We start from the raw sequence: 26,017 nt of genomic DNA, 5'->3' as shown, positions 1-26,017 counted from the left end.
TCTACGGTTCGATGTATCGGGCCGATACATCGGAGGGAAGGGGTTGCCGTGCTGGAGTTCGCCATCCTCGGTTTGCTCTCCGAGTCAGCCATGCACGGCTACGAGCTGCGCAAGGAGCTGGGCACCAAGCTCGGCCCGATCCGCGCGGCGATCAGCTACGGCACGCTCTACCCCACGCTCAAGCGGCTCCAGTTGGCCGGCTGGATCGCCCAGGCCGGCGAGACGCCCGCGACCGCGGACGAGGTGCCGGCGTTGACCAGCCGGCGCGGCCGGATCGTCTACAAGATCACCGCAGAGGGCAAGGAACGGTTCGCGGAGCTGCTCGCGCACGCCGGACCGGAGACCTACGACGACGCGAGCTTCAACGTGCACTTCGCGTTCTTCGCCCGGACCGACCGCGCCACCCGGCTGCGCATCCTGGAGGGCCGCCGCCGGAAGGTCGAGGAGCGGCGCGAGGGCCTGCGCAACCTGCTGGCCCGCGCCACCGAGCGGCTGGACGCCTACACGTTGGAGCTGCAACGCCACGGCCTCGACGCGTGCGAGCGCGAGGTCCGCTGGCTGGAGGAGCTCATCGCGAGCGAGCGCTCCGGCCGCGGCCCCGGCCGCGGCACCGAGAAACTCCCGCCCTCGACCGGCACCGCCGCCGGCGAGGAGCCGGGCCCGTCATGACAGGCGACCTGTCGTGCTGACCAACAAGAAGGAGGCGAGCGGGATGGGTTCCGTCCGCGTGGCCATCGTCGGTGTGGGTAACTGCGCCTCGTCCCTGGTCCAGGGTGTGGAGTACTACCGTGACGCCGACCCGAACGACCGGGTCCCCGGTCTCATGCACGTCACGTTCGGCGACTATCACGTCTCGGACGTGACGTTCGTCGCGGCGTTCGACGTGGACGCCAAGAAGGTCGGCCGCGATCTGGCAGAGGCGATCGTGGCGAGCGAGAACAACACGATCAAGCTGGCCGACGTGCCGCCGACCGGCGTGCAGGTCCAGCGCGGCCCGACGTTCGACGGTCTCGGGCAGTACTACCGCGAGATGGTCGAGGAGTCCGACGAGGAGCCGGTGGACGTGGTGCGGGCGCTGCGTGACGCCCAGGCCGACGTCGTCGTCGCCTACCTGCCGGTCGGCTCCGAGGAGGCGGCCAAGTTCTACGCGCAGGCCGCGATCGACGCCGGCTGCGCGTTCGTCAACGCGCTGCCGGTCTTCATCGCCTCCGACCCGGCGTGGGCGCAGAAGTTCACCGACGCGGGCCTGCCGATCGTCGGCGACGACATCAAGAGCCAGGTCGGCGCGACCATCGTGCACCGCGCGCTGGCGAAGCTGTTCGAGGACCGCGGCGTCGAGCTGCTGCGCACGTACCAGCTGAACTTCGGCGGCAACATGGACTTCATGAACATGCTGGAGCGCAACCGGCTGATCTCGAAGAAGATCTCGAAGACCCAGTCGGTCACGTCCCAGATCCCGCACGAGATGGTCAAGAGCGACGTGCACATCGGGCCGTCCGACCACGTGCCGTGGCTCGACGACCGCAAGTGGGCGTATATCCGGCTGGAGGGCAAGGCGTTCGGCGACGTGCCGCTGAACGCGGAGCTCAAGCTGGAGGTGTGGGACTCGCCGAACTCGGCCGGCGTCATCATCGACGCGGTCCGCGCCGCGAAGATCGCGCTGGACCGCAAGATCGGCGGCCCGATCCTCTCCGCCTCGTCCTACTTCATGAAGTCCCCGCCGGTGCAGTACTCCGACCACGACGCGCACGCGTCCGTGGACAGGTTCATCGCGGGCGAGATCGAGCGCTGATGTCAAAGGCGGGAGCGTGATGCCGGGGTTTGGCATCGCGTTCCCGCCGTCCGGGTGTTGGCTCAGTGTGACAGCGTGATGCCGGGGTTTGGCATCACGTTCCCGCCGTCCGGGCGTCGGCTGACGTCACTGTGGTGCCGGGTCCCGAGCGGGCCCGGCACCTCCTCGTTCATCCGAGCCAGTCGCGCTGCAGCGTGACGCGGGCCTCCAGCTCCAGCAGCACGCGCTTGCGGGGCAGGCCGCCGCCGAAGCCGACCATCTTCCCGCCCGCGCCGACCACGCGGTGGCAGGGGACGAGGACCGGGATCGGGTTGCGGTTGCAGGCGGTGCCGACCGCGCGCGCCGCGCCGACGTCGCCGAGCCCGGTCGCGATCTCGCCATAGGTGATCATCTCGCCGTACGGCACGCGGGCGATCCGGTCCCACACCGCACGCTCGAAGTCGGAGCCACCGGGTGCGCGCAGCGGCACGGTGAACACGGTGAGCTCGCCCGCGAAGTAGGCCCGCAGCTGCGCCACCGCCTCGTCCAGCGGCGCCGGCCCACCCTCGGAGTGCGGCACCGCGACCGGATGCCGCCCGAAGTGCACGCCGCCGACCGCGGCCGGGCCCGCGACGTCCGCGTTCCCGGCTGCGACGGAGAGTTCACCGATCGGCGAATCGATCACCACCCAGCGCATGCCCTCCATTGTGCCGCGTCAGCCCCGGGTGTATTCGATCGTGTAGGCGTTGCCCTTCTGCGTCAGCCGGGTGCTGCTGCAGGTGTAGTCCGCGGTGTCCGAGGAGGCCAGGAACTCCTGCTCCTCCGAGGTCTCCTCGCCGTTGACGAAGATGACGAACGTGGCCTCGGTGTCGACGCCGGTCAGCGCGAGCCGGCTGTTGCGCGAGGTGTAGTCGTACGTCACCTCGCCCTGGATCCGCAGCCGCACGTTCTGGCCGCTGAGCGTGCCGGTGTACTCCGTGCCGGTGCCGTAGTCGAAGACCGCCGTGCCGTCCTCGGCCAGCGTGAACGTCGCGCCCTTGCCGCCGCTCAGCTTGATCGTGCCCACGTTCGGGACCTCCAGGTCCTCGGTGTGGGTGGAGACGTTCCAGGTGCCGACCGTGCACGCGTCGATGTCCGGGTTGACCGAGACGGCCGGCGTCGGCGTGCCGGTGGCGTTCGGGTCGGGCTCGTCCTCGGTGTTGCCCCAGACCGCGATGCCGATGCAGCAGAGCAGCACCAGCACGACCGAGACCAGCGCGGCGATCAGGATGTTGAGGCCGCGCCGCCCCTTGTTCTGCGGTGGCGGCGGTGTGTAGACCGGCGGGTACGCCTGCGGCTGCGCCGTGTACTGCGGGGGCGGCTGATATGCCGGCGGCGGAGGCGGCGGGCTGCTCGGATAGCCACCACCGCTGCTCGGATAGCCGGCCCCACCGCTGCTCGGATAACCGGCCCCACCGCTGGTCGGATAGCCGACCCCACCGCTGGTCGGGTAACCCGCCCCACCGCTGGTCGGGTAGCCGGCCGCGCCGCTGGTCGGGTACGTGTCGTAGCCGGAACCGCTGGTCGGCGACGGGTACGCGGACTGCGGCTGCTGGGGATAGCCGGGCGGTGGGTAGTTGGCGGGAGGCGCGGAGGTCGCCTCACCGGTGCCGCGATAGTTGCCGCACTGCGTGCAGTTGCCCGCCGCGTCGATGGTGCCGCCCCCACAGACCGCGCAGGGCCCCATGTCGCCTCCCGGCTCGCTATCTCCCGCGGCTGTCCCCCAGCCAAAACCCGGACGCTCAAGAGACGAGGCCACACCCTGGCATCGGCTCTCGAGCTTTCAGACCCGACGCTAGTGGGTACGATCCACTCGCCCCAATGGCCTCAACGGTCAGCGGATCTTACTCAATCAGCATTCTTCGCCCGGCCGAGGCGACCGATGATCACGCACGGTCACTCGACTCGCACGAGCTGTCCCGACTGCGCGTCCGGGCCGGTCAGCGCCAGCTCGTCCGCGCCGCACTCGTAGGACCACTCGGTCAGCGAGGCGGGCCACTCCGCCGGTGCGCCCGGGTCGCCGCCGTCCGGCGTGACCGTGAACGTGGCGGCGGACCGCGCCTCGGTGGCGGTCGTCAAGCCCTCCGCGGCGACGAACTCGAAGGCGACCGTGCCGGCGACCGTGATCAGCGCGTTCGCTCCGTCGACGGTGGCGGCGTAGGCGGTCGCGGCGCCGTAGTCGACCACGCCGGTGCCGGCCGCCTCGTACGTGACCTCCGGCCCGTCGCCGGTCAGCGTCACCTCGACCGGGCCGATGCCCGGAAGCGCGACGAGTTCCCGCTGCTCCGCGACGTGCCACACGCCGGTCAGGCACGCGTCCGCGGACGCCGGGCCGGACGGCGGAGCGGATGACGACGGCGACGGCGACGGCGAGGGTGATGGGGATGGCGACGGCGAGGGAGACGAGGGCGCGACCGCGACCTGGGCCGGCGGCGCGCCGGTGAGCCGGTCGGCCGCCCGGGAGTCCGCGCCCGCGAAGCGCACCACGACCGTGCCGAACACACCGGCCGCGAGCAGGCCTGCGACCGCCACCAGCACGACCGCCACCGGATGCGCGCGCTCGTTACCGGCCAGCGCGGGGGAACGCGAGTCGTAACCCATCACCGGTTCGGCCGCGGCCGGCGGTGGCGGGGGAGGAGAGACAGGAGCGGACGGCGCGGGGGTACGCCACGAGGGCGGCCGCGGCACGCGAGGCGCACCACCGGGAGACACCGGAGGAACGGCGCCGGACGGACCGGACACGGGCAACCCCGACACCGGCGGCCCGGAGACGGGAAGACCGGAGACGGGAAGACCGGAGACGGGAAGACCGGAGAGCGGAAGCCCTGAGACCGGGGGTCCGGACACCGGCGGCAGCGGCGTGGTCTCGCCCTCGTCGCGCAGCGGCGTGGTCTCGGCCTCGTCGCGTGGCGGCCCGGACACCGGGCGATATGCCGGATTAGTCGGATAGGCGGGGGACTGCAGGCGCTGCCGCGACACTCCGCACCCGGCACACGCCCCGTCGGCCGTGACCGTCACCTCGCCACAGATGGCGCACGGTCGCACTGCCCGGCCCTCCTTAGCCACCCCGATCGGCCCTCCACGAAGGACCGAGCAGTGAAACTAGCGGACCGTACGCACGCGGCGTAAGCGGTTGATCCGATCGAAATCAGTGAACGGATCGCCAGGTGGAAACTGACCTAAAGGCTGTTCTTCGGACCGGATCCCGGACGCTCGAAAGACGATGCCGAACCCCGGCATCGGCTTCCGCACCCTAGATTCCCTGTGCCCGGGCCCACGCGCGCAGTTCTTCCTCCGCGTCGTCCCGGGTCAGCGGGCCGCGCTCCAGCCGCAGCTCCTTCAGGAACCGCCACGCCTGCCCGACCAGCGGCCCCGGCGGCAGCCCGAGCAGCTCCATGATCGCGTTGCCGTCCAGGTCCGGGCGGACTCGCGCGAGGTCCTCCTCGGCCGCGATCCGCGCGATCCGCTCCTCCAGCGCGTCGTAGTCCGACGCGAGCGCGGCCGCCTTGCGCTTGTTCCGGGTGGTGCAGTCGGAGCGGGTCAGCTTGTGCAGGCGGTCGAGCAGCGGGCCGCCGTCCGTGACGTAGCGCCGGACCGCGGAGTCGGTCCACTCACCCCGGCCGTAGCCGTAGAAGCGCAGGTGCAGCTCGACCAGGCGGGTCACGTCCGTGGTGACGTCCTTCGGGTAGCGCAACGCCTTCATCCGCTGCCGCGTCAGCCGCGCACCGACCACCTCGTGGTGGTGGAAGCTGACCCGGCCGTCCGAGCCGACCGCCTTCGTGGCCGGCTTGCCGATGTCGTGCAGCAGCGCGGCCAGTCGCAGCGTGAAGTCCGGCTCGCCGCCGCCCTCCAGCCGGATCGCGTTGCTGACCACGGTGAGCGTGTGCTCGTAGACGTCCTTGTGCTGCGCGTGCTCGTCGATCGCGAGCTTGAGGCCGGGCAGCTCCGGCAGGAAGCGCTCGGCCAGGCCGGTGTCGACCAGCAGCCGGAGTCCCGCGATCGGGTCCGCGCCGACCATCAGCTTGGTGAACTCGTCCCGGATGCGCTCCGGCGTGATCCGGTCCAGCGACGGCGCCAGCTCGGTCATCGCGGCGACCACGGCCGGGTCCGGCGTGAACCGCAGCTTGGCCACGAACCGGGCGGCCCGCAGCATGCGCAGCGGGTCGTCGCCGAACGACGACTGCGGCGTGCCGGGCGTCCGGATCACCCGGGCGGCCAGGTCGCGCAGGCCGCCGTGCGGGTCGGTGAAGACGTGCCCCGGCAGGCTGACCGCCATCGCGTTGATCGTGAAGTCGCGCCGGACCAGGTCGTCCGCGAGACTCGTGCCGTACCGGACGACGGGGTTGCGGCTGACGCCGTCGTAGGCCTCCGCGCGGTACGTGGTGATCTCCAGCCGGAGGCCGCCGCGCATCGCGCCGATCGTGCCGAACTCGCGCCCGGTCTCCCAGATCGCCTCGGCCCAGCCCTTGAGCACCGCGAGCGTGGCGTCCGGCTGCGCGTCCGTGCAGAAGTCCAGGTCGTCGCCGAGCCGGCCGAGCAGCGCGTCGCGCACCGAGCCGCCGACCAGGTGCAGCTCGTGCCCGGCCTCGGTGAAGCGGCGGCCGAGCTCGTCGGCCACTGGGGAGACGCGCAGCAGCTCCGCGACGGCGTTGCGCTGCGCCGCGGACAACTGCGCCTCCGACAACCGCGCCTCGGACAGCTGTGCCACGGACGGCTGCACTGCGGACGGCTGCACTGCGGACGGCTGCACTGCGGACGGCTGCACTGCGGACGGCTGAGCCTCGGACAGACGGGCGCGCTGGTCGGCCCCGACGGGGGCCTGGGACGTTTCAGACATGGGACCGCCAGCGTATCGCCCTCGCGCAGGGGGCAGGATGGTTACCCATGCCAGTCCCCGACGCGCTGCGCGCGCTCGCCGGTCGCTCCTCCTTCTGGGCCGAGTGGTTCTTCGACAGCGAGAGCGAGGAGGGCGGCTCCGAACGGCCCGGACTGCTGGTCACGCTGCCGGTCGCGAACGGCTACCGGCTTCACCTGGACCTGGACTTCGCGCGGCCGCACCACCTGCTGGAGCTGGCCGCGCCCGGGTTCGGCGTGCAGGAGGGCGTGATGCTCGGCTGGGACGCGCCGGACGACGGGCACCCGCACGTGCTGCGCTGGCCCGAGCTGGACCTGATCGGCCGGGTGATCGCGATGGACGACCCGTCGCTGACCCACCCCGGCCTGGTCGTCGCGCTGCTCAGCCGGTTCACGCCGGTCACGCTCGCGGACGACGTGCCGGTCGCACGGGCGTTGTTCACCGCCGCGTTCCGGGCGCTGCGGCCCTCGCCGGTGGAGGCCGGCCCGGAGCAGGAGCCGATCCCGTTCTTCGCGGAGTCGCGCTGGTGGCCGGCGCCGGTGGATCCGGAGGCGCTCACCGACACCGAGATCGACCGGCTGCTGACCGGCCACGACGGCCGTCGGGCCGGGCTGGACTGGGACCACCACGAGGCGCTGGGCTGGCTGGCGACGCAGCGGGCCGAGCGCAACGAGCTGGGCTTTCCGATCAAGAGCCTGCGCACGGGTACGGAGCACACCTTCCCCTTCTCCGGCCTGGCCGGGCTGCTCACCTCCGCCCGGACGCGGCTGACCTCGGAGGTCTACGGCGCGCCCTGGTGCACCACCGCCGCCGTGGTGCCGCTGGCCCGGCGGATGGTGCACGCCGGCGACCTGTCGTCCGTACCCGCGCTGGTCGAGGCTCTGGAAGCGGCCGGATGTGATCACCCGGCCGTGCTGGACGCGCTGACCGAACCGCTGGTCCCGGCGGAGGCCGCGTGGGTGATCGAGGAGATGGCCGGCGCCGCGCCCGGGACGCTGCTGCGCGAGGTCTGCGCCGGCACGCCCGCGGATGTGGGGAGGGCCCGGGTTGACTAGGGTGCGTTCAACGCCGGCGGCACGCGGGTACGCCGGGCGGTTCCGAGGGGAAACGACATGACCGGCGGTCTGTACCGGAGCTCCAACGCAGGCCATCGCGACGGCCCCTACGACGGCACTCAGGCGCCGCCACTGATCGAGACGGACATCGTCCCGGACACGGACACGATGGCCGACGCCGCCGAGGTACCGGGCGCGGAACCGCCGTCGGGCGGCAGCATGGCCGGCAACAGCCTGATCATGGCGGCCGGCAGCCTGGTCAGCCGCGCTACCGGCTTCCTGCGCACGGTGGTGCTGACCGCCGCGCTGGGCACCGTGATCGGTAACGCGTACACCACCGCGCAGATCTTCCCGGGCCTGATCTACGACTTCCTGCTCGGCGGCATCCTCTCCAGCGTGCTGCTGCCGCTGCTGGTCCGGCGGCGGAAGGCGGACGCGGACGGCGGCCAGGCGTTCACCCAGACGCTGCTCAGCCTGGCTGTGATCATGCTGGCCTGCGCCACCGCCATCGCGGTGGTCTGCGCGCCGCTGCTGACCATGTCCTACGCCGGCGGGCAGTCGGGCGAGTACCAGACACTGGTCACCCGGCTGTCCTACCTGATGCTGCCGATGATCTTCTTCACCGGCGCGTCCGCGCTGTTCAGCGCCGTGCTCAACACCCGGGGCCACTTCGCGGCGCCGATGTGGACGCCGATCCTGAACAACATCATCGTGATCGTCACCGGCGGCGCCTACCTGGTGCTCTACGGCGCCTCGAAGCTCGACCCGGAGCAGATGACGCCCGGCCGGATCGCGCTGCTCGGCGGCGGAACGCTGCTCGGCGTGGCGATCCAGGCGGCCGGTCTGATCCCGGCGCTGCGCACGGTCGGTTTCCGGTGGAAGTGGCGGTTCAACTTCCGCGACCTTGGGCTGCGCGACCTGGCCAAGCTCGGCGCGTGGATGTTCTGCTACGTGGTGGCCAACCAGATCGGCCTGGCTGTCGTGTTCAACTTGCTGAACCGCGCGGCGGCGGCCTCCGGCAAGGCGGACGACCCGACCGGCCCGCTGATGTACAACAACGTCTACCTGCTGCTGATGATGGCGCACGGCATCATCGCGGTCTCGATCATCACGGCGCTGATGCCGCGGATGAGCGCGGCGGCCGCGGACGGGCGACTGCACGAGATCGCGGAGGACCTGTCCCTCGGCATGCGGACCGCCGCCGCGGCGCTGGCCCCGGTCGCGGTCGTCTACGGCGTGTTGGCCGGGCCGATCACGGTGGTGCTGTTCCGGCACGGCGCGATCACCGACTCCGACGCGCTGGCCACGTCGTTCGTGCTGATCAGCGCCGGTATAGCGCTGATACCGTTCTCGCTCAGCCAGCTCTTCACGTTCGCGAACTACGCGATGTCGGAGAACAGGACCGCGGCACTGGTCAACGTGCCGGTGGTGATCATCCGGATCGCGATCCACGTGGCCTGCTTCATGCTGCTCGAACCCGAATGGGTAGCGGTGGGGCTCATGGCCGGAAACGCCGCCTCCTATCTGATTTCCGCTGTTATCTCCGCCACGGTGCTGCGCCGCCGGATCGGCACCATCGGGATGCGCGACGTGATCACGACGCTGCTGAAGGTGCTGGCCGCTTCCGCCGGCGCGATCCTGGCCGGCGTGCTCGTGACGGCCCTGCTGCCGGGCGGCGACACTCCGTCCCTGGTGGAGGCGATCCTCAACCTGGTCGTCGGCGGCGCCGCGATCGGTGGCACCTACCTCGGGCTCGCGCTCGCGCTGCGGATTCGCGAGATCACCCAGCTGCTGGACATGGTCAAGCGCCGGATCAGCCGATAGTTTCGGGCTTCCGCGCCGGGGATATAGCAGTCGTCACCCGATGGTTGTGGACAGAGGCTTTGAGTAAGCCCAGCTAGGGAGCACAATCTCTACAGGCTTCGCTTCGCGCCGCTGACCACCGCGGCGCGGAGGAGGACGTGCAGGGAGTGCCCGCGATCCAGGTAAGGTCGCTCTCGGCGGAAGCGGCGCGGCGCCTACCCTTCGTGGGAGGATTGTCCGCGGGTCCATCGATCACGGGGCCATCGCGACCATCGAGGTATCTGCGACCACCGAGGTATCTGCGACCACCGAGAGACTGGATCACAGTGCCATTGACGAACGTGATCACCGAGGAGGACGGGTGACCCAGGTCGGCGAAGGTCGAGAGGCCGCCGAGGCGGTTCCGTCCGTGACGACCTTCGGTGAGCCCGCCGTCGGTGACGTCATGGCCGACCGTTACCAGCTGGAAGAGCACGTCAACGACGACTCGGCCGGCCGGCAGATCTGGCGCGGCACGGACGTGATCCTCCGTCGCCCGGTCGCCGTCGTGCTGCGCTACCCCGGCGGCGAGGAAGCGGCCGAGATGCTGCAGTCCGCCGTCGCGGCCAGCCGGGTCATCCACCCCAACCTGGCCGGCGTCTACGACGCGATCGACGAGGGCGAGCGGGCCTACGTCGTGCGCGAGTGGATCGACGGCGTCGCGCTGCGCGATCTGATCACCGAGTCCGGCCCGATGGACGCGGCGCGCGCGATCGGCATCGCCCACAGCGTGGCGGACGCGGTCGCGGCCGTGCACGCCACCGGCATGGTCCACGGCAACGTGCACGCCGGCACCACGATGATCGGCAGCGACGGCCGCGTCGTGCTCGCGGACGCGCGCACCGACGGCGGCGCCAAGCCCGACGCGGACGTGCGCGCGGTCGGCGGCATCCTCTACTACGCGCTCACCGGTCACTGGCCGCACGCGGAGGCCGGCACCTCCCGCCTGCCGGACGCGGTGCGCGACAACTCCGGCTCGATCGTGGCGCCGCGCCAGGCCCGCGCCGGCGTGCCCGCCTACCTCGACGACCTCACGATGGACCTGCTGGATTCGAAGCTCGCGATCCCCGCGTCCGATGTGCTGGCCGCGGAGCTGACCCGGCTCGACTCCGCCGCCGAGGAGCAATACCTCGAGGAGGTCGGCCCGCTCCGGTTCACCGAGGGCGACGAGGCCGGCCCGGAGCAGCCGCAGAACGCCGGTCGCAAGATCGCCGTCGGCGTCGCCGCGCTGCTGGCCATCGCGGTGATCGGCCTGATGCTCGGCATCTCCGCGCTCGGCGGTGGCGAGGACGACGGCCGCGAGCCGGTGCAGGCCGGCGCCAGCCAGGGCACCGACGGTGGCGGCGGCGCCGCGCCCGGCGCGATCCCGAACCCGCAGCCGATCAAGCTGAACGGCAACCAGATCCGGGTCGTCGACCCGGGGCCGAACAGCACCGGCGACGACCGGCCGGACGCGAACCTGGCGATCGACGGTGACGACGGCACCTCGTGGGACACCTCGACGTACAACACTCGGAAGTTCGGCAACCTCAAGCCCGGCATCGGCCTGCTGATCGACCTGGGCAGTCCGCGCCAGGTCTCGTCGGTCAAGGTCCAGCTCGGCGAGAAGGGCATCTCCGCGCAGCTGCTGACCGGCGACAGTGACCCGGCGGGCGGCAACACCGGCGTGGGCAACGACGCGCTGATGGGCTTCGACGAGCAGATCCGTACGACGTATACGCAGATCGGCAAGGGCTTCGAGAACCACGACGCGCCCACGCTGGCCTTCATCGACGGCTTCGACCCCGACGCCAAGTACCAGTACCTGCTGGTGTGGTTCACGGAGCTGCCGGACTCGCGGAAGATCGTGGTCGATGAGATCACCGTCGAGGGGACCTGACACACCCGACGACGAGCTGCTCGCGGCTCACGTCGCCGGCGATCGGGACGCGTTCGCCGAGCTGATCCACCGGCACCGCGACCGGCTCTGGGCGGTCGCGGTGCGCACCATCGGCGACCGCGAGGAGGCGGCGGACGCGCTGCAGGAGGCGCTGCTCTCCGCGCACCGGGCGGCCGCGCGCTTCCGGGGCGACGCCGCGGTCACCACCTGGCTGCACCGGATCGTGGTCAACGCCTGCCTGGACCGGATCCGGCGCCTGCAGAACCACCGCACGGTCCCGCTCTTCGGCCCGGGCGACGACGACCGCCCCGAGCGGGAGCCGGCCGCGCCGAGCGTCGACCACGACACCGCGCTGGTGGTCCGGGCCGCGATCGACGAGCTGCCGTTCGAGCAGCGGGCCGCGCTGATCCTGGTCGACGTGCAGGGCTACTCGGTGGCGGAGACGGCGGCCGCGCTCGGCGTCGCCGAGGGGACCGTGAAGAGCCGGTGCGCCCGCGGTCGCGCCAAGCTGGCGATCAGCCTCGGGCACCTGCGCCCCGGCCGGTCTCAGCCCAATAACGCTCCGGTCACGGGGAAGTCGAGCGATCCAGCTCACCCCGGGAACCCGGCGAACGCGGGGGACGTCTCATCGCGGAAAGCCCTGCGAGTGAAGGCGGAGGAACCGTGAGCAGCTCGGACGTGTCACTGACCGAGGCTCAGTGGGATCTCCTCGCCGACTACCTCGGCGGCGCGCTGGACGGCGACCAACGATACGACCAGGTCACCGCGCTGATCGACGCCGACCCGGTCTGGCGGGACGCGCACGAGGCGCTCGCCGAGGCCACCGACGCGGTCCGCGCCGACCTCGGCACGATGGCCGCGGCGCCGATCGGCCCGATGCCTGCTGACCTGGCCGCCCGCCTCGACGAGGCGCTGCGGGAGGAGTTCGTCGCGCCCGTCGTCCCGCTGCGGAGGCACCGCGTGCCGCGCTGGGCCGTGCCCGCCACGATCGCGGCCGGGGTGCTCGCGTTCGCCTCGATCGGCCTCACCGGGCTGCTCGACGGCAACGATCGCGACGTCGCCACCTCGGCCGGGGCCGCGCCGGACGCCGCGTCCGCGCCGGAGGCCGCGTCCGCACCGATGCTCGCGCAGCAGGTGCTGTTCAGCGGCCGCGACTACACGCCGGACTCCGCGGCCGCGCTGGCCGACCAGGTCGAGGAGCGCGGCGTCGCCGGGGCGGAGACGCTGAGCAGCCCGCTGTCCGACACCGCCGCCGGCCGGCCACCGGCCCCCATGCAGGAGGACGCCGGTGGAGCCGTGCCGCCGGTGCTGGCCCGGCTCACCGATCCGGAGGCGCTGCGCCGCTGCCTGGGAGCGATCGCGGTCGAGCACGGCATGGCATCGCTGACGGCCCGGCTGATCGACTATGCCTCGTTCCAGGGCAGCCCCGGCCTGCTGGTCCTCTTCACGGACCCGGCCGGCCAGGACATGGTGTGGGTCGCCGGGCCGGAGTGTGGCGCCGACGGGATGCTTGCGGACACTCTCTATCGCGCGCCGGTAGGGTGAGCAGGCAACACCTTCCGGGCCCCGACGTGAGCCGGCCCACCGGTGTGCAGGACCGGGAATCCCGGTCCATGCGATGACGTTTCTGCTGGGGCGATCGCCGCCATGCCCTGCCACCGGCCGGACGGGCAGCGCCGCACACGAGGACTGAGGAGTGGGCAGTGGACGAGGTCCGCAACCTGATCATCATCGGCTCGGGGCCGTCCGGCTACACCGCCGCGGTCTACGCCGCTCGCGCAAACCTGAAGCCGCTGGTCATCGAGGGTGTGCAGTCGGGCGGCGCGCTGATGACCACGACCGAGGTGGAGAACTACCCGGGCTTCCCGGACGGTGTCATGGGCCCGGAGCTGATGGACTCCATGCGCAAGCAGGCGGAGCGGTTCGGCGCCGAGTTCATCACGGACGACGTCACCCGCGTCGAGCTCACCGGTACCACGGTCACCGAGCCGGGCGCCGAGGGCCTCAAGACGGTCTGGGTCGGCGACACCAGCTACTTCGCGCGGGCCGTGATCCTCTCCACCGGTTCGGCCTGGCGCCGGCTCGGCGTGCCCGGCGAGGAGGAGCTGCTCGGCCACGGTGTCTCGTCCTGTGCCACGTGTGACGGCTTCTTCTTCCGCAACCAGCACATCGTGGTGGTCGGCGGCGGCGACTCCGCCATGGAGGAGGCCACGTTCCTGACCCGGTTCGCGGAGACGGTCACCATCGTGCACCGCCGCGACTCGTTCCGGGCCAGCAAGATCATGGCGCAGCGCGCGCTGGACAACCCGAAGATCAAGGTCGAGTGGAACAGCGCGGTCGAGGAGATCCTCGGCGAAGACGGCAAGGTCAGCGGCGTCCGCCTGAAGAACACGGTCTCCGGCGAGACGAAGACGCTGGACGTGACCGGCGTGTTCGTCGCGATCGGCCACATCCCGCGCAGCGACCTCTTCAGGGACCAGGTCGCGATGGACGACGACGGCTACGTCACCGTCGACTCGCCCAGCACCCGGACCAACGTCCCGGGCGTGTTCGCGGCCGGTGACCTGGTCGACCACACGTACCGGCAGGCGATCACCGCGTCCGGCACCGGCTGTGCCGCCGCGCTCGACGCCGAGCGCTTCATCGCGTCGTTCGAAGAGATCTAGCAGCCCCCAGCCCTAGGAGGATCCATGGAGTCGGTCACCGACAAGACCTTTGTCAGCCAGGTTCTGCAGTCCGACAAGCCGGTGCTCGTCGACTTCTGGGCCGAGTGGTGCGCACCGTGCCGCAAGGTCACCCCGCTGCTCGAGGAGATCTCGCGGGAGATGGGCGACAAGGTCACCATCGTCAAGATGAACATCGACGAGAACCCGGAGACCGCCATGGCGTACCGGGTGATGTCCGTGCCGACGCTCACGGTCTTCAAGGGCGGCCAGCCGGTGAAGTCGGTGGCCGGCGCCAAGCCCAAGGGCGCGCTGATCAACCTGATCGAAGACGCGCTGTAAGACTTTTTCGCGCGAAGAGCCCCGGTTTATGCGTTTTGCGAAGCCGGGGCTCTTTACTGTAGGGAGCCCGTCGGCTCGACGTCGTGAACCGGGCGGCGGCGGTGGACCCGCGATACGCTCCGGTTCGAGTTTCAAGGAGGTCGTTTCCTGTGCGCCCGATCCGACGTGGAGACCGTGGCCCCGCGGTGGCGGAGATCCGCTCGGTCCTGGCCCGGCTGGACCCGACCTTCGCGCCGCCCGCCGATTCGTCCTCGGACCCCGACGCCGGCGTTTTCGACGAGGCGACCGACACCGCGGTCCGCGCGTTCCAGCAGCAGCGCGGCCTGACCGTCGACGGAGAGGTCGACGAGGAGACCTGGCTCGCGCTCGACGCGGCCCGCTGGCGGCTCGGCTCCCGCGCGCTGTTCCACGCGATCCCGCATCCCTTGATCGGCGAGGACGTCCGCACGCTGCAGGAACGCCTCCTGGAGATGGGGTACGACGTGGGCCGGCCGGACGGCGTCTACGCGGGCCGCACCGCCAAGGCCGTCGGCCAGTTCCAGCGCGAGGTCGGCCTCCCCCCGGACGGCTCGTTCGGCCCGCAGACCATGCACGCGCTCCGCCGGCTCGGCCGCAAGGTCGTCGGCGGCCGCCCGCAGTGGCTGCGCGAGGCCGAGGCGTTCCGGCAGTCCGGCCCGCACCTGCTCGGCAAGACCGTGGTCATCGACCCGGGCCACGGCGGCCCCGACCCGGGCATCGTCGTCCCGGACGGACCGCTGCGCTGGACCGAGTCGGAGATCGCGTTCGACCTGGCGTCCCGCCTGGAGGGCCGCCTGGCCGGCGCCGGCATGCGCGTCCACCTCACCCGCGGCCCGTCGCCGGCCGCACGCATCCCGGACCGCGAGCGCGCCCAGCTCGCCAACGACCTGCACGCCGACCTGCTGATCTCGCTGCACATCGACGGCTACAAGACGCCCGAGGCCGACGGCGTCTCCACCTACCACTACGGCGACGGCACCTCCGACGGTGTCACCTCCACGGTCGCGGAACGGCTGGCCGGGCTGGTCCAGCGCGAGATCGTCGCGCGCACCGGCATGCGCAACTGCCAGACCCACGCCAAGACCTGGGACCTGCTGCGCCTGAGCCGCATGCCCGCGGTCCGGGTGGAGCTCGGCTACCTCACCTCGCCGCTCGACCGGGACCGGCTCGTCGACCCGCTCTTCCGCGAGCAGGCGATAGAGTCGATCGTCGCCGCGGTTCAGCGCATGTACTACCCGGTTGAGAACGACGTCCCGACCGGCTCGATCGACGTGCGGCAGCTACGCATGTCGCTCTCCGGCGGCCTTTCGGTCAAAGCCTGAGAAGCCTTTCTTGATCTGCCCGCTTCCGGCGACTCACCTTCCGCACGCTCCCGCGGGCAACGGTCGTCGCTGGCGCTCCTCCCTGCACGATCCGAGGCCGCAAGACCCAAACCCCTGGTGGTCCGACCGCCTCGTGAGCCGCCCATGAACGTTGCCGGGCAACGCACCAGCGAATTCGTCCCTCGGCCGGTGGACCACAAGTGAGCATCGCTCAGTAAAGGCACCGCTACACGGGCGGACGATCATGCCTTGCGTCCCCCTCGCGTGGCACCGACGATCACGCCTTGCGTTCCCCTCGCGTGGCACCGATTATCGCGCTGAATATCCGGCGCATGGGCGTGTATGAGCGCGCACTGAATCGCCCGCATGTGGATACAACTGAGCCGGGCTCAATATCGGGCGCAGTGCGCCCAGTATCTCGTGATTTAGCGGGGCGGGTGGCCGTGCCGACTGGTGGCCTGGGGGTGCGATCTTGCGGCCTCGGATGGTGCAGGGAGGCCGGCCAACGGCCGACCGGTGCCCAAATGCCACTCAGCCTATTTTGATCTTGAAGTAGCTGCGGTACGGCCGTACCCCGCGACCAGCGGAAATACTCTCAGCCCGATCCGGGTTCCGTGGCCCCCGCTCGCTGTCGGTGCGCGAATCGCGCGCGGTCTCCGGGCGCCGGAACACCGCAAGCGGGCAGGGTCGGCCCCCTTCCGGCGGGGACCCGGGCGCCTCATGCCCGAAATCTCCCGATGAAGCGGGCACGCGTCCTGCTGGCGGGGCCGGGAGATCTCGACGGCCTCGGGCCTGGCGCCTGAGTGATCAATCAGGTGAGCGAAAACGCGATCAACTTCGATTTTTGATCTACCTTTTGCTCACCTGATTGATCACTCAGGCGGCGGCGGTGCCGTCTCGCGAGTGTGTGGTCCGCGCCGGAGGGTGAGATGTAGCGATATTTCGGGCGAGCGGCGCCCGATCGCCGCGAGCGGGCCGGGTCAGCTCGCGCTCCCCGGCCCGAAAAGGGCTGGGCAACATGAGTCCAGTCCGAGGGGAGTGGGCGACAGAGCAGGGCCGGCGGGCGTCGCGCGGGCGTCAACAGGGCGCTTTCGGGAAGCGCAGGCAGGAATCCGTGGTCAACTCAAGCCAAGTGGCATTGGACCGGTGCCTGCGGGAGCACGCGGAAGGTGAGTCGCCGGAAGCGGGTAATCCGCTTGTGAAGCCTTTAGACCGTCGAGCTGGTGGCGGGGCGGACCGGTCGCAGCAGCGTCTCGGGGGTCATCGAGCCGAGGAGCTTCTCAAGGGCGTACTCGACGTCGGACTTCCAGGAGAGCGCGGTGCGCAGCTCCAGGCGGAGGCGAGGGTAGCGGGGGTGCTGGCGGACCGTCTTGAAGCCGACGGAGAGGAAGAAGTCGACGGGGGCGACACAGGCCCTGGCGTCGTCGCCGGAGTCACCGAACTTGGCGTCGCCGAAGGCCTCGATCGCCTTGATGCCGCGTTTGGTCAGGTCGCGCGCCACGCCCTGGACCAGCATGCGGCCGAGGCCGCCGCCGGCGAACGAGGGAACGACGTGAGCGGTCATCAGTAGCGCGGCGTCCGCGGAGACGGGGGAGGTGGGGAACGCCATGGAGCGCGGGACGTATGCGGGGGGCGCGAACATGACGAAGCCGGCGGGCATGCCGTCGACGTAGACCAGCTTGCCGCAGGAGCCCCACTCCAGCAGCGTCTGCGAGACCCAGGCCTCTTTCTCCAGGTCAGGAGCGCCATCGGCGCAGGCGCGCTCGGCGCTGACCGGGTCGAGCTCCCAGAAGACGCACTTCCGGCATCCTCGGGGCAGATCTTCGAGGGTGTCGAGGGTCAGGCTGACCAGGCGACGAGACATGGTGGCGATCCCCCACGGTGCTTGCGAACTCCCCGAGAATCGTACGCCGAATTTTCAGCTGAGGGCGAAACACGCGAGTGTGGTCCGCCATGTGGACCGGCCGGTTATCCGAGGGCGGCTCGAATGTGGGAGGCATAACATCGATCACATCCGGCGCCCGCGCTCGGGCGCCGGCGCTCCGGGGTAGTCCCGGGATGGCTCAGTCAAGAGTGAGGTGATCATGTCCGGCACGACGCTCGATGATTACACCGATAGGTATGCCGCCCGTGTCGGGGGCATGACCGCCTCGGAGATCCGAGCTCTCTTCGCCGTCGCCAGTCGCCCCGAGGTGGTGTCGCTGGCCGGTGGGGCGCCGTACATTGCCGCACTTCCGCTGGATGCCGTGGGGGAGATGCTGGGCCGGCTCGGCAGCGAACACGGCAGCACCACCCTGCAGTACGGGATCGGCCAGGGCACGATCGAGCTGCGCGAGAAGATCTGCGAGGTGATGGCGCTCTCCGGGATCGACGTCGGGTGTGGCGCCTCCCCGGACGACGTGGTGGTGACGATCGGCGGTCAGCAGGCGATCGACCTGGTCGCGCGGCTGTTCCTGGACCCGGGCGACGTGGTGCTGGCCGAAGGCCCGACCTACGTGGGCGCGCTCGGCGTGTTCCAGGCGGCGCAGGCCCAGGTCGAGCACGTGGCGATGGACGCGGACGGGCTCATCCCCGCCGCGTTGGAGGCGACCATCGCCGCCGTGCGCGCGTCCGGGCGGCGGATGAAGTTCCTCTACACGATCCCGACCTACCAGAACCCGGCCGGCGTGACCATGTCGGAGGAGCGGCGCGAGCAGGTGCTGGACATCTGCGAACGGGAAGGGCTGCTGGTCGTCGAGGACGACCCGTACGGCCAGCTCGGCTTCGACGGTGACGCGCCTCGGCCGCTCCGGGCCCGGCGGCGGGACGGGGTCTTCTACCTGAGCACGTTCTCCAAGACGTTCGCGCCGGGGCTGCGCGTCGGGTGGATCCTGGCGCCGCACGCGGTCCGCGACAAGCTGGTCATCGCGACCGAGGCGACGATCCTCTGCCCGAGCGCGTTCGCACAGGCCGCGGTGACGCAATACCTCACCACGATGCCGTGGCGCGAACAGCTGAAGGTGTACCGCGAGGTGTACCGGGAGCGCCGCGACGCACTTCTCGACTCGCTCGACGACCTCATGCCCGTGGGTACGACGTGGACGCGGCCGTCCGGCGGCCTGTTCGTCTGGGCGACGCTGCCGGACGGGCTCGACTCGAAGGCGATGGTGCCGCGCGCAATCGCGGCCCGCGTGGCGTACGTGCCGGGCACCGGCTTCTACGCGGACGGTACCGGCCAGCGATACATGCGGCTCAACTTCTCCTTTCCGTCGCCGGAGCGGATCCGCGAGGGCGTGCGCCGACTGTCCGGCGTGATGGAGCAGGAACTCGCGACGCGCTCGGTCTTCGGTGCCCCCTCGCTGCGCCCCGGGCAGGGCGGGGCAGATGTGCCCGGCTCACAATTGGCATGATCGACGGCATGTCTCGCGATCTTCGTGTCCTGGTTCTCGCCGGCGGCCTCTCCTACGAGCGGGACGTCTCGCTCCGGTCGGGCCGCCGGGTCGTCGACGCACTGCACGCCGCGGGCGTGCAGACCGAGCTCCGGGACGCGGACGTCGCGCTCCTTCCCGGCCTGCGCGCGGATCCGCCGGACGCGGTCGTCATCGCGCTGCACGGCGCCACCGGTGAGGACGGCTCACTACGCGGCGTGCTCGACCTGTTCGACGTGCCGTACGTCGGGTGTGACGCCCGGACCGCGCGCCTGGCCTGGGACAAGCCGTCCGCGAAGGCGGTGCTGCGCGAAGCCGGGATCAGTACGCCGGACTGGGTGGCGCTGCCGCACGACCGGTTCTCCGAGCTGGGCGCGGTCGCGGTGCTGGACCGGATCGTGGAGCGGCTCGGCGTACCGCTGATGGTCAAGCCCGCGCAGGGTGGATCCGGTCTGGGCGCCTCGGTCGTGCGCGCGGCGGCGGAGCTGCCGGCCGCGATGGTGGGCTGCTTCGCGTACGACTCGACCGCGCTGGTCGAGCAGTACGTGGCCGGGTCGGACATCGCGGTGTCGGTCATCGACCTGGGCGAGGGACCGGCCGCGCTGCCGGCCGTGGAGATCGTGCCGCGAGACGGGGTGTACGACTATGCCGCGCGATACACCGCGGGGCTGACGACGTGGCATGCGCCGGCCCGGTTGTCGCCCGCGGTCGCGGCGGACGTGTCGGCGGTCGCGGTGGCGGCGCACGAGGCGCTCGGCCTGCGGGACCTGTCACGGGTGGATCTGATCGTCGACCCGGACGGGGTGCCGCACGTGCTCGAGGTGAACGTGTCGCCGGGGATGACGGAGACGTCACTGCTCCCGCTGGCGGTCGGGGCCGCGGGGCTCGATTTGGGCAAAGTGTTGAGCGGGCTGGTGGAGCGGGCGGTTCGCCGGGGCATTTGACCGGTTTGCGAAGCGGCGATGCGGGAAAGTCACTCGATCCAAAATCGCGAGAGAATGGCTCTGACAGAAGCGTTCGGGCGGCTTTTCTCCGCGGTGCCAGGGCTCGCTCTTCGCCTGCGTGATCGGATCGCCGTCCGATCGGCCGCCTCCCACGGACCGGACGGCACCGGCAGGGTCTCGGCCCTGAACCGCTGCCGCCGCCGCTCTGCCTCCGGATCCGCGCCACCACGAGATTTGGATCCGCAGGCGTGCGGTTACGTCCGCAGCGGGCCGGTCGGTTGCCACGAGTCGCTTGTCCGCTGACCGTGTTCGCGATCCACCCCCGCGGCTGTTCGCACACTGACCCGCTCTCACGATCTCGGCTGCTTCCGGCGCTGCTCGGGGATTGCCGCATCGCCGCGTGGAACGGCTGCGGGCTACTTAAGGATCTGGAGGCCCCGGCCCAGCGGCCGGTACCGGGGTTGCTGGCTGCGTGCGTGTTCGTGCTGGGGTTGTCCGCTGCACGCACCGCGGTACTGCTGGGGTGTCCGCTGCACGCCCCGTCTGCTGGGGTGTCCCCTGCACGCCCGTGGTGCTGGGGTGCCGGGTGCACGCGCGCGGTGCTGGGGGTGTTCGCTGCACCCGTGGTGCCGGCGCGTTCGAGAAGCGGAGCGCGCCGGTGCCCCACGAAGGCTCATCCTTGACGAGATGCTCACCCGCCGACGAACCTGAGTCGATCTGTGTTGGTGGTCCCGGTCAGGCCTTGGTCTCGGCCTCAGTCGTGGTGGCCTCGGCTGCGGCGGCCTCGTCGTCTGGCTCCTCCAGCGCGGCGACCGAGCTGATCGGCTCGGTGGGTGCCGTAGACCCGCCGGTGTCGGCGCTAGCGTTCGTTCCCGCAGGGTCGGAGTCGCCGTCGGCGGCGAAGCTGGACGGGGCCTGCCACTGGATGTGCGGCGGCTCGGCGAGCGGACGGCCACCGAACTCGGCGAGCCAGGCAGCGACGAGCGCGAGATTCTCCCGCCACTGCATCTCCGGAATCGGCGGAAGGATCGCGTCCCAGAGCGAGAGGAACGTGCCGCGTAGCTGGAGCCGACCATACGGGCGCGCGAGAAACCACATGTGCAGGTGTGCTGAGCCGTCGCCCCAGCGGTTGACGTGCACCCGCGCGACGCCGTCCAGCGAGCGGATGGCGCGCTCCAGCCGGACCGTCATCACGCCCAGCTCGGCGGCGAGTAGATTCGGCAGGTCACCGAGGTCCAGGTGTGAGCGGGACTCCAGAATCAGAACCATGGGCAGGCCGGACGGCTGGTCCATGGCGCGGACCCGCCAGCGGTCGCTGACCCAGATATACGCCTCGTCGGGCGCGGCACACGCGACGCAGTCTGCCGAGTCCTCGCCCTTGCGTGACGGCTCGACCTCGACCGGGTCGTCGATCTGCTTCACGCGGATGTCGCCTTCGAAGGGGAACGACGGCCACTTCGTGAACTCAGGCACGGGGGAAGGGGTGTGGGGCACGACGCTGACCCTAACGGGTTTGCCGCCCGATGTCCTTACCTCATTTCCGCTGCGTCGTCCCACGCCACGACCGCGTCCTGAGCTGGATGGACCACCCCGGTTATTCACGAAGTTATCCACAGGCACTCTTCGCGCCCTGTGGATAACCAACCGGCATGCCCACCTCAGCGGAGGCGATCAAACACCCTGCGTGGACGGCTCGAAGATGGTTATCCACCGCCTTCATCCACAGGCCGACAGGCCCTCTGACGCGCTGTTTCACGTGAAACGCGGCCACCTGTGGATAACTTCTGTGGATAACTTCGAGGCGGCGTGTGCGCCTCGTAGGCGGGCCGAGTTTTCCACAGGGTCAGTGGATAGCGGGTCACCGTTGCCACCCGAGTCGATCTCTGGGTTTCACGTGAAACGGGCGAGCGAACGGGTTTCACGTGAAACCGGGGCGCGGCACGCCGCAGGCGACTAGTGAGCATTCTTCGCGGTAGAAGAGCCTTCCATCTGTGCCGCTCACCAGAAGAACCGGCTGGCTGACGGAAGATGTCACCCCTGCTGAGTTGCGCGGTGCGGCCAGGCAACTCTTCGGTGGCCCAGGCTTAAACACGGCGGCGTCTGCATCGCTCCCACACGCGACAGACGGCACCGGCCGTTCACGTATTCGCCTGAGGGCTGTACACAGACTCAGTTCCTCGACTTGGAACGCGCGCTTCCCTGCAATCTGAGCGTCAGCGCGGCGGCTGATATTGCTCGGGCAGGCCGGCAGGCCGGTGGGCCGGCAGGCCGTTGGGCCAGCAGGCCGGCAGGGCAGCGCGGCAGCGGAGGAGGAGGTTCATAGTCCCCGGAGCCGCGCTGCCGGTCGGCGGAATCGTGAGTGTGTCATCGCTCGGAACCGTGCAAGAGATCGTTGCCGTTTACCTGGCACCGAGTGTGGTGGGAAGCGACCGCGTCATTGAAGGCATCCTTCGTTTGGGCTCGGTCTATTCCGATGCCAAGCGGCCAGTCCGGCTCCGATCCGCATCTCGACGAAGCCGTGTTCCACAGATCGCCTTCGGCGACTGACCGTTTCGAACAGCGCCAGCGCGCGAGTCGTGCGTCAAGCAGGTGATCCACGTGGTCGGGTCCACGTGGTCGGGGCACGCCATCGAGTCCCACGCGGTCGACCCCGCCCGGTCGAGTAAGGCGCGTCGGCGTCGAACAACCAAGAACGCCGGCTCCACAGCAAGGAGATCGCAGCTTCCGATCTCGGTTGGCGAGGCCATCGCCTGGAGGGGCGTTCGTGCTTGGCAGCATCCGCGTCCGGTCCGGTGTAGGGCCACATCATCCTTCGCTCGGTCGAGCCATCGCGGACACCTTCTACTCCGTGGGCGGCATCCTTAGTCTGCGTCGAGCGGCCGTCGTCCCTGATCCACTAATGCCGGCAACGGGGACGTGGCCGTTAGTACGGGATCCTGCCGCCGATGCAGGAGTCCGAGTCAAAGGCACGCGGCGCACCTCGACACATGACCGCTCCACTAGCCGGCCAACAACCCACAGGCGCAATGCCAACCGAGTGCGTAGCCCTCATCGCCTTACCTGTCCATCAGTCGGCTCTCGGCGGTAGCGGCGCGACGCCCACGATCGTCGGAAGCCACTCAAGATTCGGACACACAGCGGCCCAACCCGCAGGCTGGAGCGCGGTCACTTCGGTGCTGAGGGAGACCCTCCTATCGGAGGGTTAGCGACCTTTCCTTCCAGCCCGCGCTCGACGAGCAACTTGCGCGATGCTCGAAGGCCAGGTCCGGCACACGGGAGCGATCGAATAGCCAACCCGCGGAGCGCGGGGCGCGGGGCGCGGGGCGCGGGGCGCGGGGCGCGGGGCGTCTGAATCCCGTTGCCGGTTCGTGTGCAGAGGCTGCATTTGTAGAGCCCGACCGGATCTATGCGGACTATGGATTGAGTACCGGGCTGCATGGGCGGCATGGTGTGGATCGGAGAAAGGACGGCTGGTCAAGGCTGGCGGGGGTGGGGTGCGCGTTGATGCCTTGGGACCGCTGGCCCGAGATAGCCGCACGGTGCAGGCTGGGAAGCCCGCGGCAAGGGCGTGAGCCAGCTGTTGGAAGCGCTGTAGTGGAGGCCGCTTGACCGGTCGACGAGTGGGTACCGCGCCCCGCGCCCCGCGCCCCGCGCCCCGCGCCCCGCGCCCGCGCCCCGCGCCCCGCGCCCCGCGCCCCGCGCCCCGCGCCCCGCGCCCCGCGCCCCGCGCCCCGCGCCCCGCGCCCCGCGCCCCGCGCCCCGCGCCCCGCGCCCCGCGCCCCGCGCCCCGCGCCCCGCGCCCCGCGCCCCGCGCCCCGCGCCCCGCGCCCCGCGCCCCGCGCCCCGCGCCCCGCGCCCCGCGCCCCGCGCCCCGCGCCCCGCGCCCCGCGCCCCGCGCCCCGCGCCCCGCGCCCCGCGCCCCGCGCCCCGCGCCCCCCCGCGCCCCGCGCCCCGCGCCCCGCGCCCCGCGCCCCGCGCCCCCGCGCCCCGCGCCCCGCGCCCCGCGCCCCGCGCCCCGCGCCCCGCAGTTTCACGTGAAACGTCATGCCGTTTTGAACCGACGACTATGCCTCGGCGCTCTGACGTCTCGGACCGACTTGAGCGGCACGCGATTCTGACGCTCGATATGGGCCCATGCGAGCGGCAAGGTGCACGGGAACGAAGCGACAGAGCCAACCGAACTCGTCGCAGCACCGAACGAGGTTCACAGCCACATCACCGCTGAGCGTATGTAGTTCAGGACGATGACATCTCCGGCAGGCGCCCGGCCACCCGCCGGAGGATGACGGATGGTCCGGGCCGACCGACGTCCTGGCGTAGGTAACGCCGACTCGAGCCGCGCCTTCTTCCTGCGCCCAGAGATCCCGGAGCCGGACCGGGGATAGCACGCGGTATAGAAACACTCGTCGGCGATCACGAGCTGCACGGTGCTCGAGGCCAGCTGACACGACTGGTAGTTCTTCGCTGCCGACCGGAGGCCTAGGCGGCGTTGAGTCCACGCCCCGAGATCTACGCGCGTTCGCCGGCTCGCGGACCGGCTCCAGCACACAGGCGGCCAGTGGTTGAACCCGTCAGCCAACGGCGAGACCCGGCCGCTGACGGGCAGAATCCGGCGGTCGGCGGGGGATGCGCTGGCCGCCGTTACGTTCGGCTGCCGGCCCGAAGGGTCCTGAGACGGAGAACAGGTCCGGCTTGTCGAGGTCGGCCGGGCTAGGCGGATCTTCGCCGGCCTGCGACGTGTGGCCAGGCGACACCTGGCAACACGTCGCACAAGCCCACATACAGCACCGGTATGCAGACTTCCGCGCCGCACACCAGACCTCGCCTCGCCTCGCCTTCGCCTCGCCTCGCCTCGCCTCGACGGCATCCACCACACACTTCCTTGGCGAGAGCCTTGATCGGGACACCTCGTATCGAGAACGCGCCGGACTCCGCGGCGGTGAGGATGCCTACGGCGGAGGGCTGGAGACGCCAGATTCGTTGGCTCGCCTGTAGCCCTTGACCCGCGTTCGCGACGAGGCGCGGAAAGGCGTCGACCCGGCTGGTGCGGACTTCGCCATGATGATGCGAAGATGCGCACCGGGGCTCCGGCTGAGTCGAGGCCCAGTGACGACTGAGGGCTTCTGACGCTGTCCGAGGCGGAGGCCTCCTTCTGGAGGTGTAACGCTCGATCGCCGCGCCGACCTGTGCCTCTCGTCAGTGCCGTTCCCTAAGGACTCAGCGGATGGGGTCGGGGCTCTTCGCGTTGACCGGGTACGGCCACGAGCTTGATGTCGGGTATCGAGACGGCCTCAGCGCCACCGTTGACTCGCGGACCCTTCGTTTGGATCGGCTCTGCACGTGTCCGAGCCGGCCCTCGGTCTTGCCTTGAGAGGTGTCGTGGAAGCACCTCTGAGAGCTATGTTTCACGTGAAACGTCGGTGGTATCAGACGGCCGCACCTGATCGACGCTCAAACCGCCTAGTGGACCGCTCCCACCTCCTCGGCCCTTCTTGACCGCACTGGCCTCTGCGGCGCTTCGTCTCATGCACCGACCGTTCGGTCCGACGACCGCGGTGGCGAATCCGATCGGCGGTCTCCCCACGAATAACGACGAGATGCGGGAGCCCGAGAAGCCGACGGCAACGTGCCGTGAACCTGCAAAGGCCAACGGCGTCGCCAGCACGTGCGACTCATCGTCTGCTCAAGCAATCTCCGGTGCCAAGTCAACGTACTCGCACCAGCCTTGTGCTCGGGCATATGGCGCCTGAATCCGGCAGGACCGGTGTTCGTAAGAATCGCGCCCATGGCGCTATGAGCGTGATGCTTGTCGAGTGGGCCGCGGACGACGCCCCGCAGGGACTGCGGATACGGGAGGCTGACCGGATCCGTACGCGGTCT

The 26,017-nt window shown here is 70.6% G+C and carries 17 protein-coding genes and 1 pseudogene; 12 read left to right on the top strand and 6 right to left on the bottom strand.

Features of this window, described 5'->3' with window-relative positions:
• The first annotated feature begins 48 nt into the window (after positions 1-48).
• Complete coding sequence (locus J2S43_RS34985) at positions 49-669, top strand: PadR family transcriptional regulator (RefSeq protein WP_306836475.1); 621 nt, start codon at positions 49-51, stop codon at positions 667-669.
• Positions 670-712: 43 nt separating this feature from the next.
• Entirely contained in the window at positions 713-1,792 is a 1,080-nt protein-coding gene (locus J2S43_RS34980; protein ID WP_306839665.1) for an inositol-3-phosphate synthase, read from the top strand.
• A gap of 169 nt (positions 1,793-1,961) precedes the next feature.
• Here J2S43_RS34980 and J2S43_RS34975 read toward each other — a convergent pair whose 3' ends face one another.
• The 4 genes from J2S43_RS34975 to J2S43_RS34960 form a co-directional block, all read right to left on the bottom strand.
• Positions 1,962-2,468, bottom strand: a complete 507-nt coding sequence (locus J2S43_RS34975) for a methylated-DNA--[protein]-cysteine S-methyltransferase (protein ID WP_306836473.1) — start codon at positions 2,466-2,468, stop codon at positions 1,962-1,964.
• Between the two features lie 18 nt (positions 2,469-2,486).
• On the bottom strand, positions 2,487-3,497 hold the full coding sequence (locus tag J2S43_RS34970) for a hypothetical protein (RefSeq protein WP_306836471.1): 1,011 nt from the start codon (positions 3,495-3,497) through the stop codon (positions 2,487-2,489).
• A gap of 209 nt (positions 3,498-3,706) precedes the next feature.
• Complete coding sequence (locus J2S43_RS34965) at positions 3,707-4,732, bottom strand: hypothetical protein (RefSeq protein ID WP_306836469.1); 1,026 nt, start codon at positions 4,730-4,732, stop codon at positions 3,707-3,709.
• Between the two features lie 331 nt (positions 4,733-5,063).
• Positions 5,064-6,509, bottom strand: coding sequence for a CCA tRNA nucleotidyltransferase (locus tag J2S43_RS34960; protein ID WP_370881812.1), 1,446 nt, complete (start codon positions 6,507-6,509; stop codon positions 5,064-5,066).
• A gap of 185 nt (positions 6,510-6,694) precedes the next feature.
• On the opposite strand from J2S43_RS34960, the gene J2S43_RS34955 reads away from it, so the two are divergent.
• From J2S43_RS34955 to J2S43_RS34920, 8 genes are all read left to right on the top strand, one after another.
• Entirely contained in the window at positions 6,695-7,720 is a 1,026-nt protein-coding gene (locus tag J2S43_RS34955) for a hypothetical protein (protein ID WP_306836465.1), read from the top strand.
• 57 nt (positions 7,721-7,777) lie between these two features.
• On the top strand, positions 7,778-9,544 hold the full coding sequence (gene murJ, locus J2S43_RS34950) for a murein biosynthesis integral membrane protein MurJ (RefSeq protein ID WP_306836463.1): 1,767 nt from the start codon (positions 7,778-7,780) through the stop codon (positions 9,542-9,544).
• 388 nt (positions 9,545-9,932) lie between these two features.
• On the top strand, positions 9,933-11,441 hold the full coding sequence (locus J2S43_RS34945; RefSeq protein ID WP_442320055.1) for a protein kinase family protein: 1,509 nt from the start codon (positions 9,933-9,935) through the stop codon (positions 11,439-11,441).
• Positions 11,416-12,108 carry an RNA polymerase sigma factor SigM gene (gene sigM / locus J2S43_RS34940; RefSeq protein ID WP_306836459.1) on the top strand — a complete coding sequence of 231 codons (693 nt, stop codon included), beginning with the start codon at positions 11,416-11,418 and terminating at the stop codon, positions 12,106-12,108. Before J2S43_RS34945 ends, sigM begins: the two co-directional genes overlap by 26 nt.
• The gene (locus J2S43_RS34935; protein WP_306836457.1) at positions 12,105-12,986 is read left to right on the top strand and encodes an RsmA family anti-sigma factor; all 882 of its coding nucleotides are present in this window, start codon (positions 12,105-12,107) and stop codon (positions 12,984-12,986) included. Before sigM ends, J2S43_RS34935 begins: the two co-directional genes overlap by 4 nt.
• A 158-nt stretch (positions 12,987-13,144) precedes the next feature.
• On the top strand, positions 13,145-14,107 hold the full coding sequence (gene trxB / locus J2S43_RS34930; protein ID WP_306836455.1) for a thioredoxin-disulfide reductase: 963 nt from the start codon (positions 13,145-13,147) through the stop codon (positions 14,105-14,107).
• A 24-nt stretch (positions 14,108-14,131) separates the two neighbouring features.
• Entirely contained in the window at positions 14,132-14,446 is a 315-nt protein-coding gene (gene trxA / locus J2S43_RS34925) for a thioredoxin (protein WP_306836453.1), read from the top strand.
• A 149-nt stretch (positions 14,447-14,595) separates the two neighbouring features.
• On the top strand, positions 14,596-15,786 hold the full coding sequence (locus tag J2S43_RS34920) for an N-acetylmuramoyl-L-alanine amidase (RefSeq protein ID WP_306836451.1): 1,191 nt from the start codon (positions 14,596-14,598) through the stop codon (positions 15,784-15,786).
• A gap of 1,207 nt (positions 15,787-16,993) precedes the next feature.
• Here the strand turns inward: J2S43_RS34920 and J2S43_RS34915 are convergent.
• Positions 16,994-17,650 (bottom strand): GNAT family N-acetyltransferase, encoded by a 657-nt coding sequence (locus J2S43_RS34915; RefSeq protein ID WP_306836449.1) that lies wholly within the window; start codon positions 17,648-17,650, stop codon positions 16,994-16,996.
• 220 nt (positions 17,651-17,870) lie between these two features.
• On the opposite strand from J2S43_RS34915, the gene J2S43_RS34910 reads away from it, so the two are divergent.
• Both J2S43_RS34910 and J2S43_RS34905 read left to right on the top strand, forming a co-directional pair.
• Positions 17,871-19,175 carry an aminotransferase-like domain-containing protein gene (locus J2S43_RS34910; protein ID WP_306836447.1) on the top strand — a complete coding sequence of 435 codons (1,305 nt, stop codon included), beginning with the start codon at positions 17,871-17,873 and terminating at the stop codon, positions 19,173-19,175.
• 8 nt (positions 19,176-19,183) lie between these two features.
• Positions 19,184-20,137 carry a D-alanine--D-alanine ligase family protein gene (locus J2S43_RS34905; RefSeq protein ID WP_306836445.1) on the top strand — a complete coding sequence of 318 codons (954 nt, stop codon included), beginning with the start codon at positions 19,184-19,186 and terminating at the stop codon, positions 20,135-20,137.
• Between the two features lie 893 nt (positions 20,138-21,030).
• On the opposite strand, the pseudogene J2S43_RS34900 reads toward J2S43_RS34905, so the two are convergent.
• Positions 21,031-21,631 (bottom strand): annotated as a pseudogene (locus J2S43_RS34900) (hypothetical protein); the annotation flags it as partial.
• Between the last annotated feature and the right edge of the window lie 4,386 nt (positions 21,632-26,017).

The organism is Catenuloplanes nepalensis (assembly GCF_030811575.1).
In the GTDB taxonomy this organism is placed as follows: domain Bacteria; phylum Actinomycetota; class Actinomycetes; order Mycobacteriales; family Micromonosporaceae; genus Catenuloplanes; species Catenuloplanes nepalensis.
This window is presented reverse-complemented; position numbering and strand designations above follow the sequence as displayed.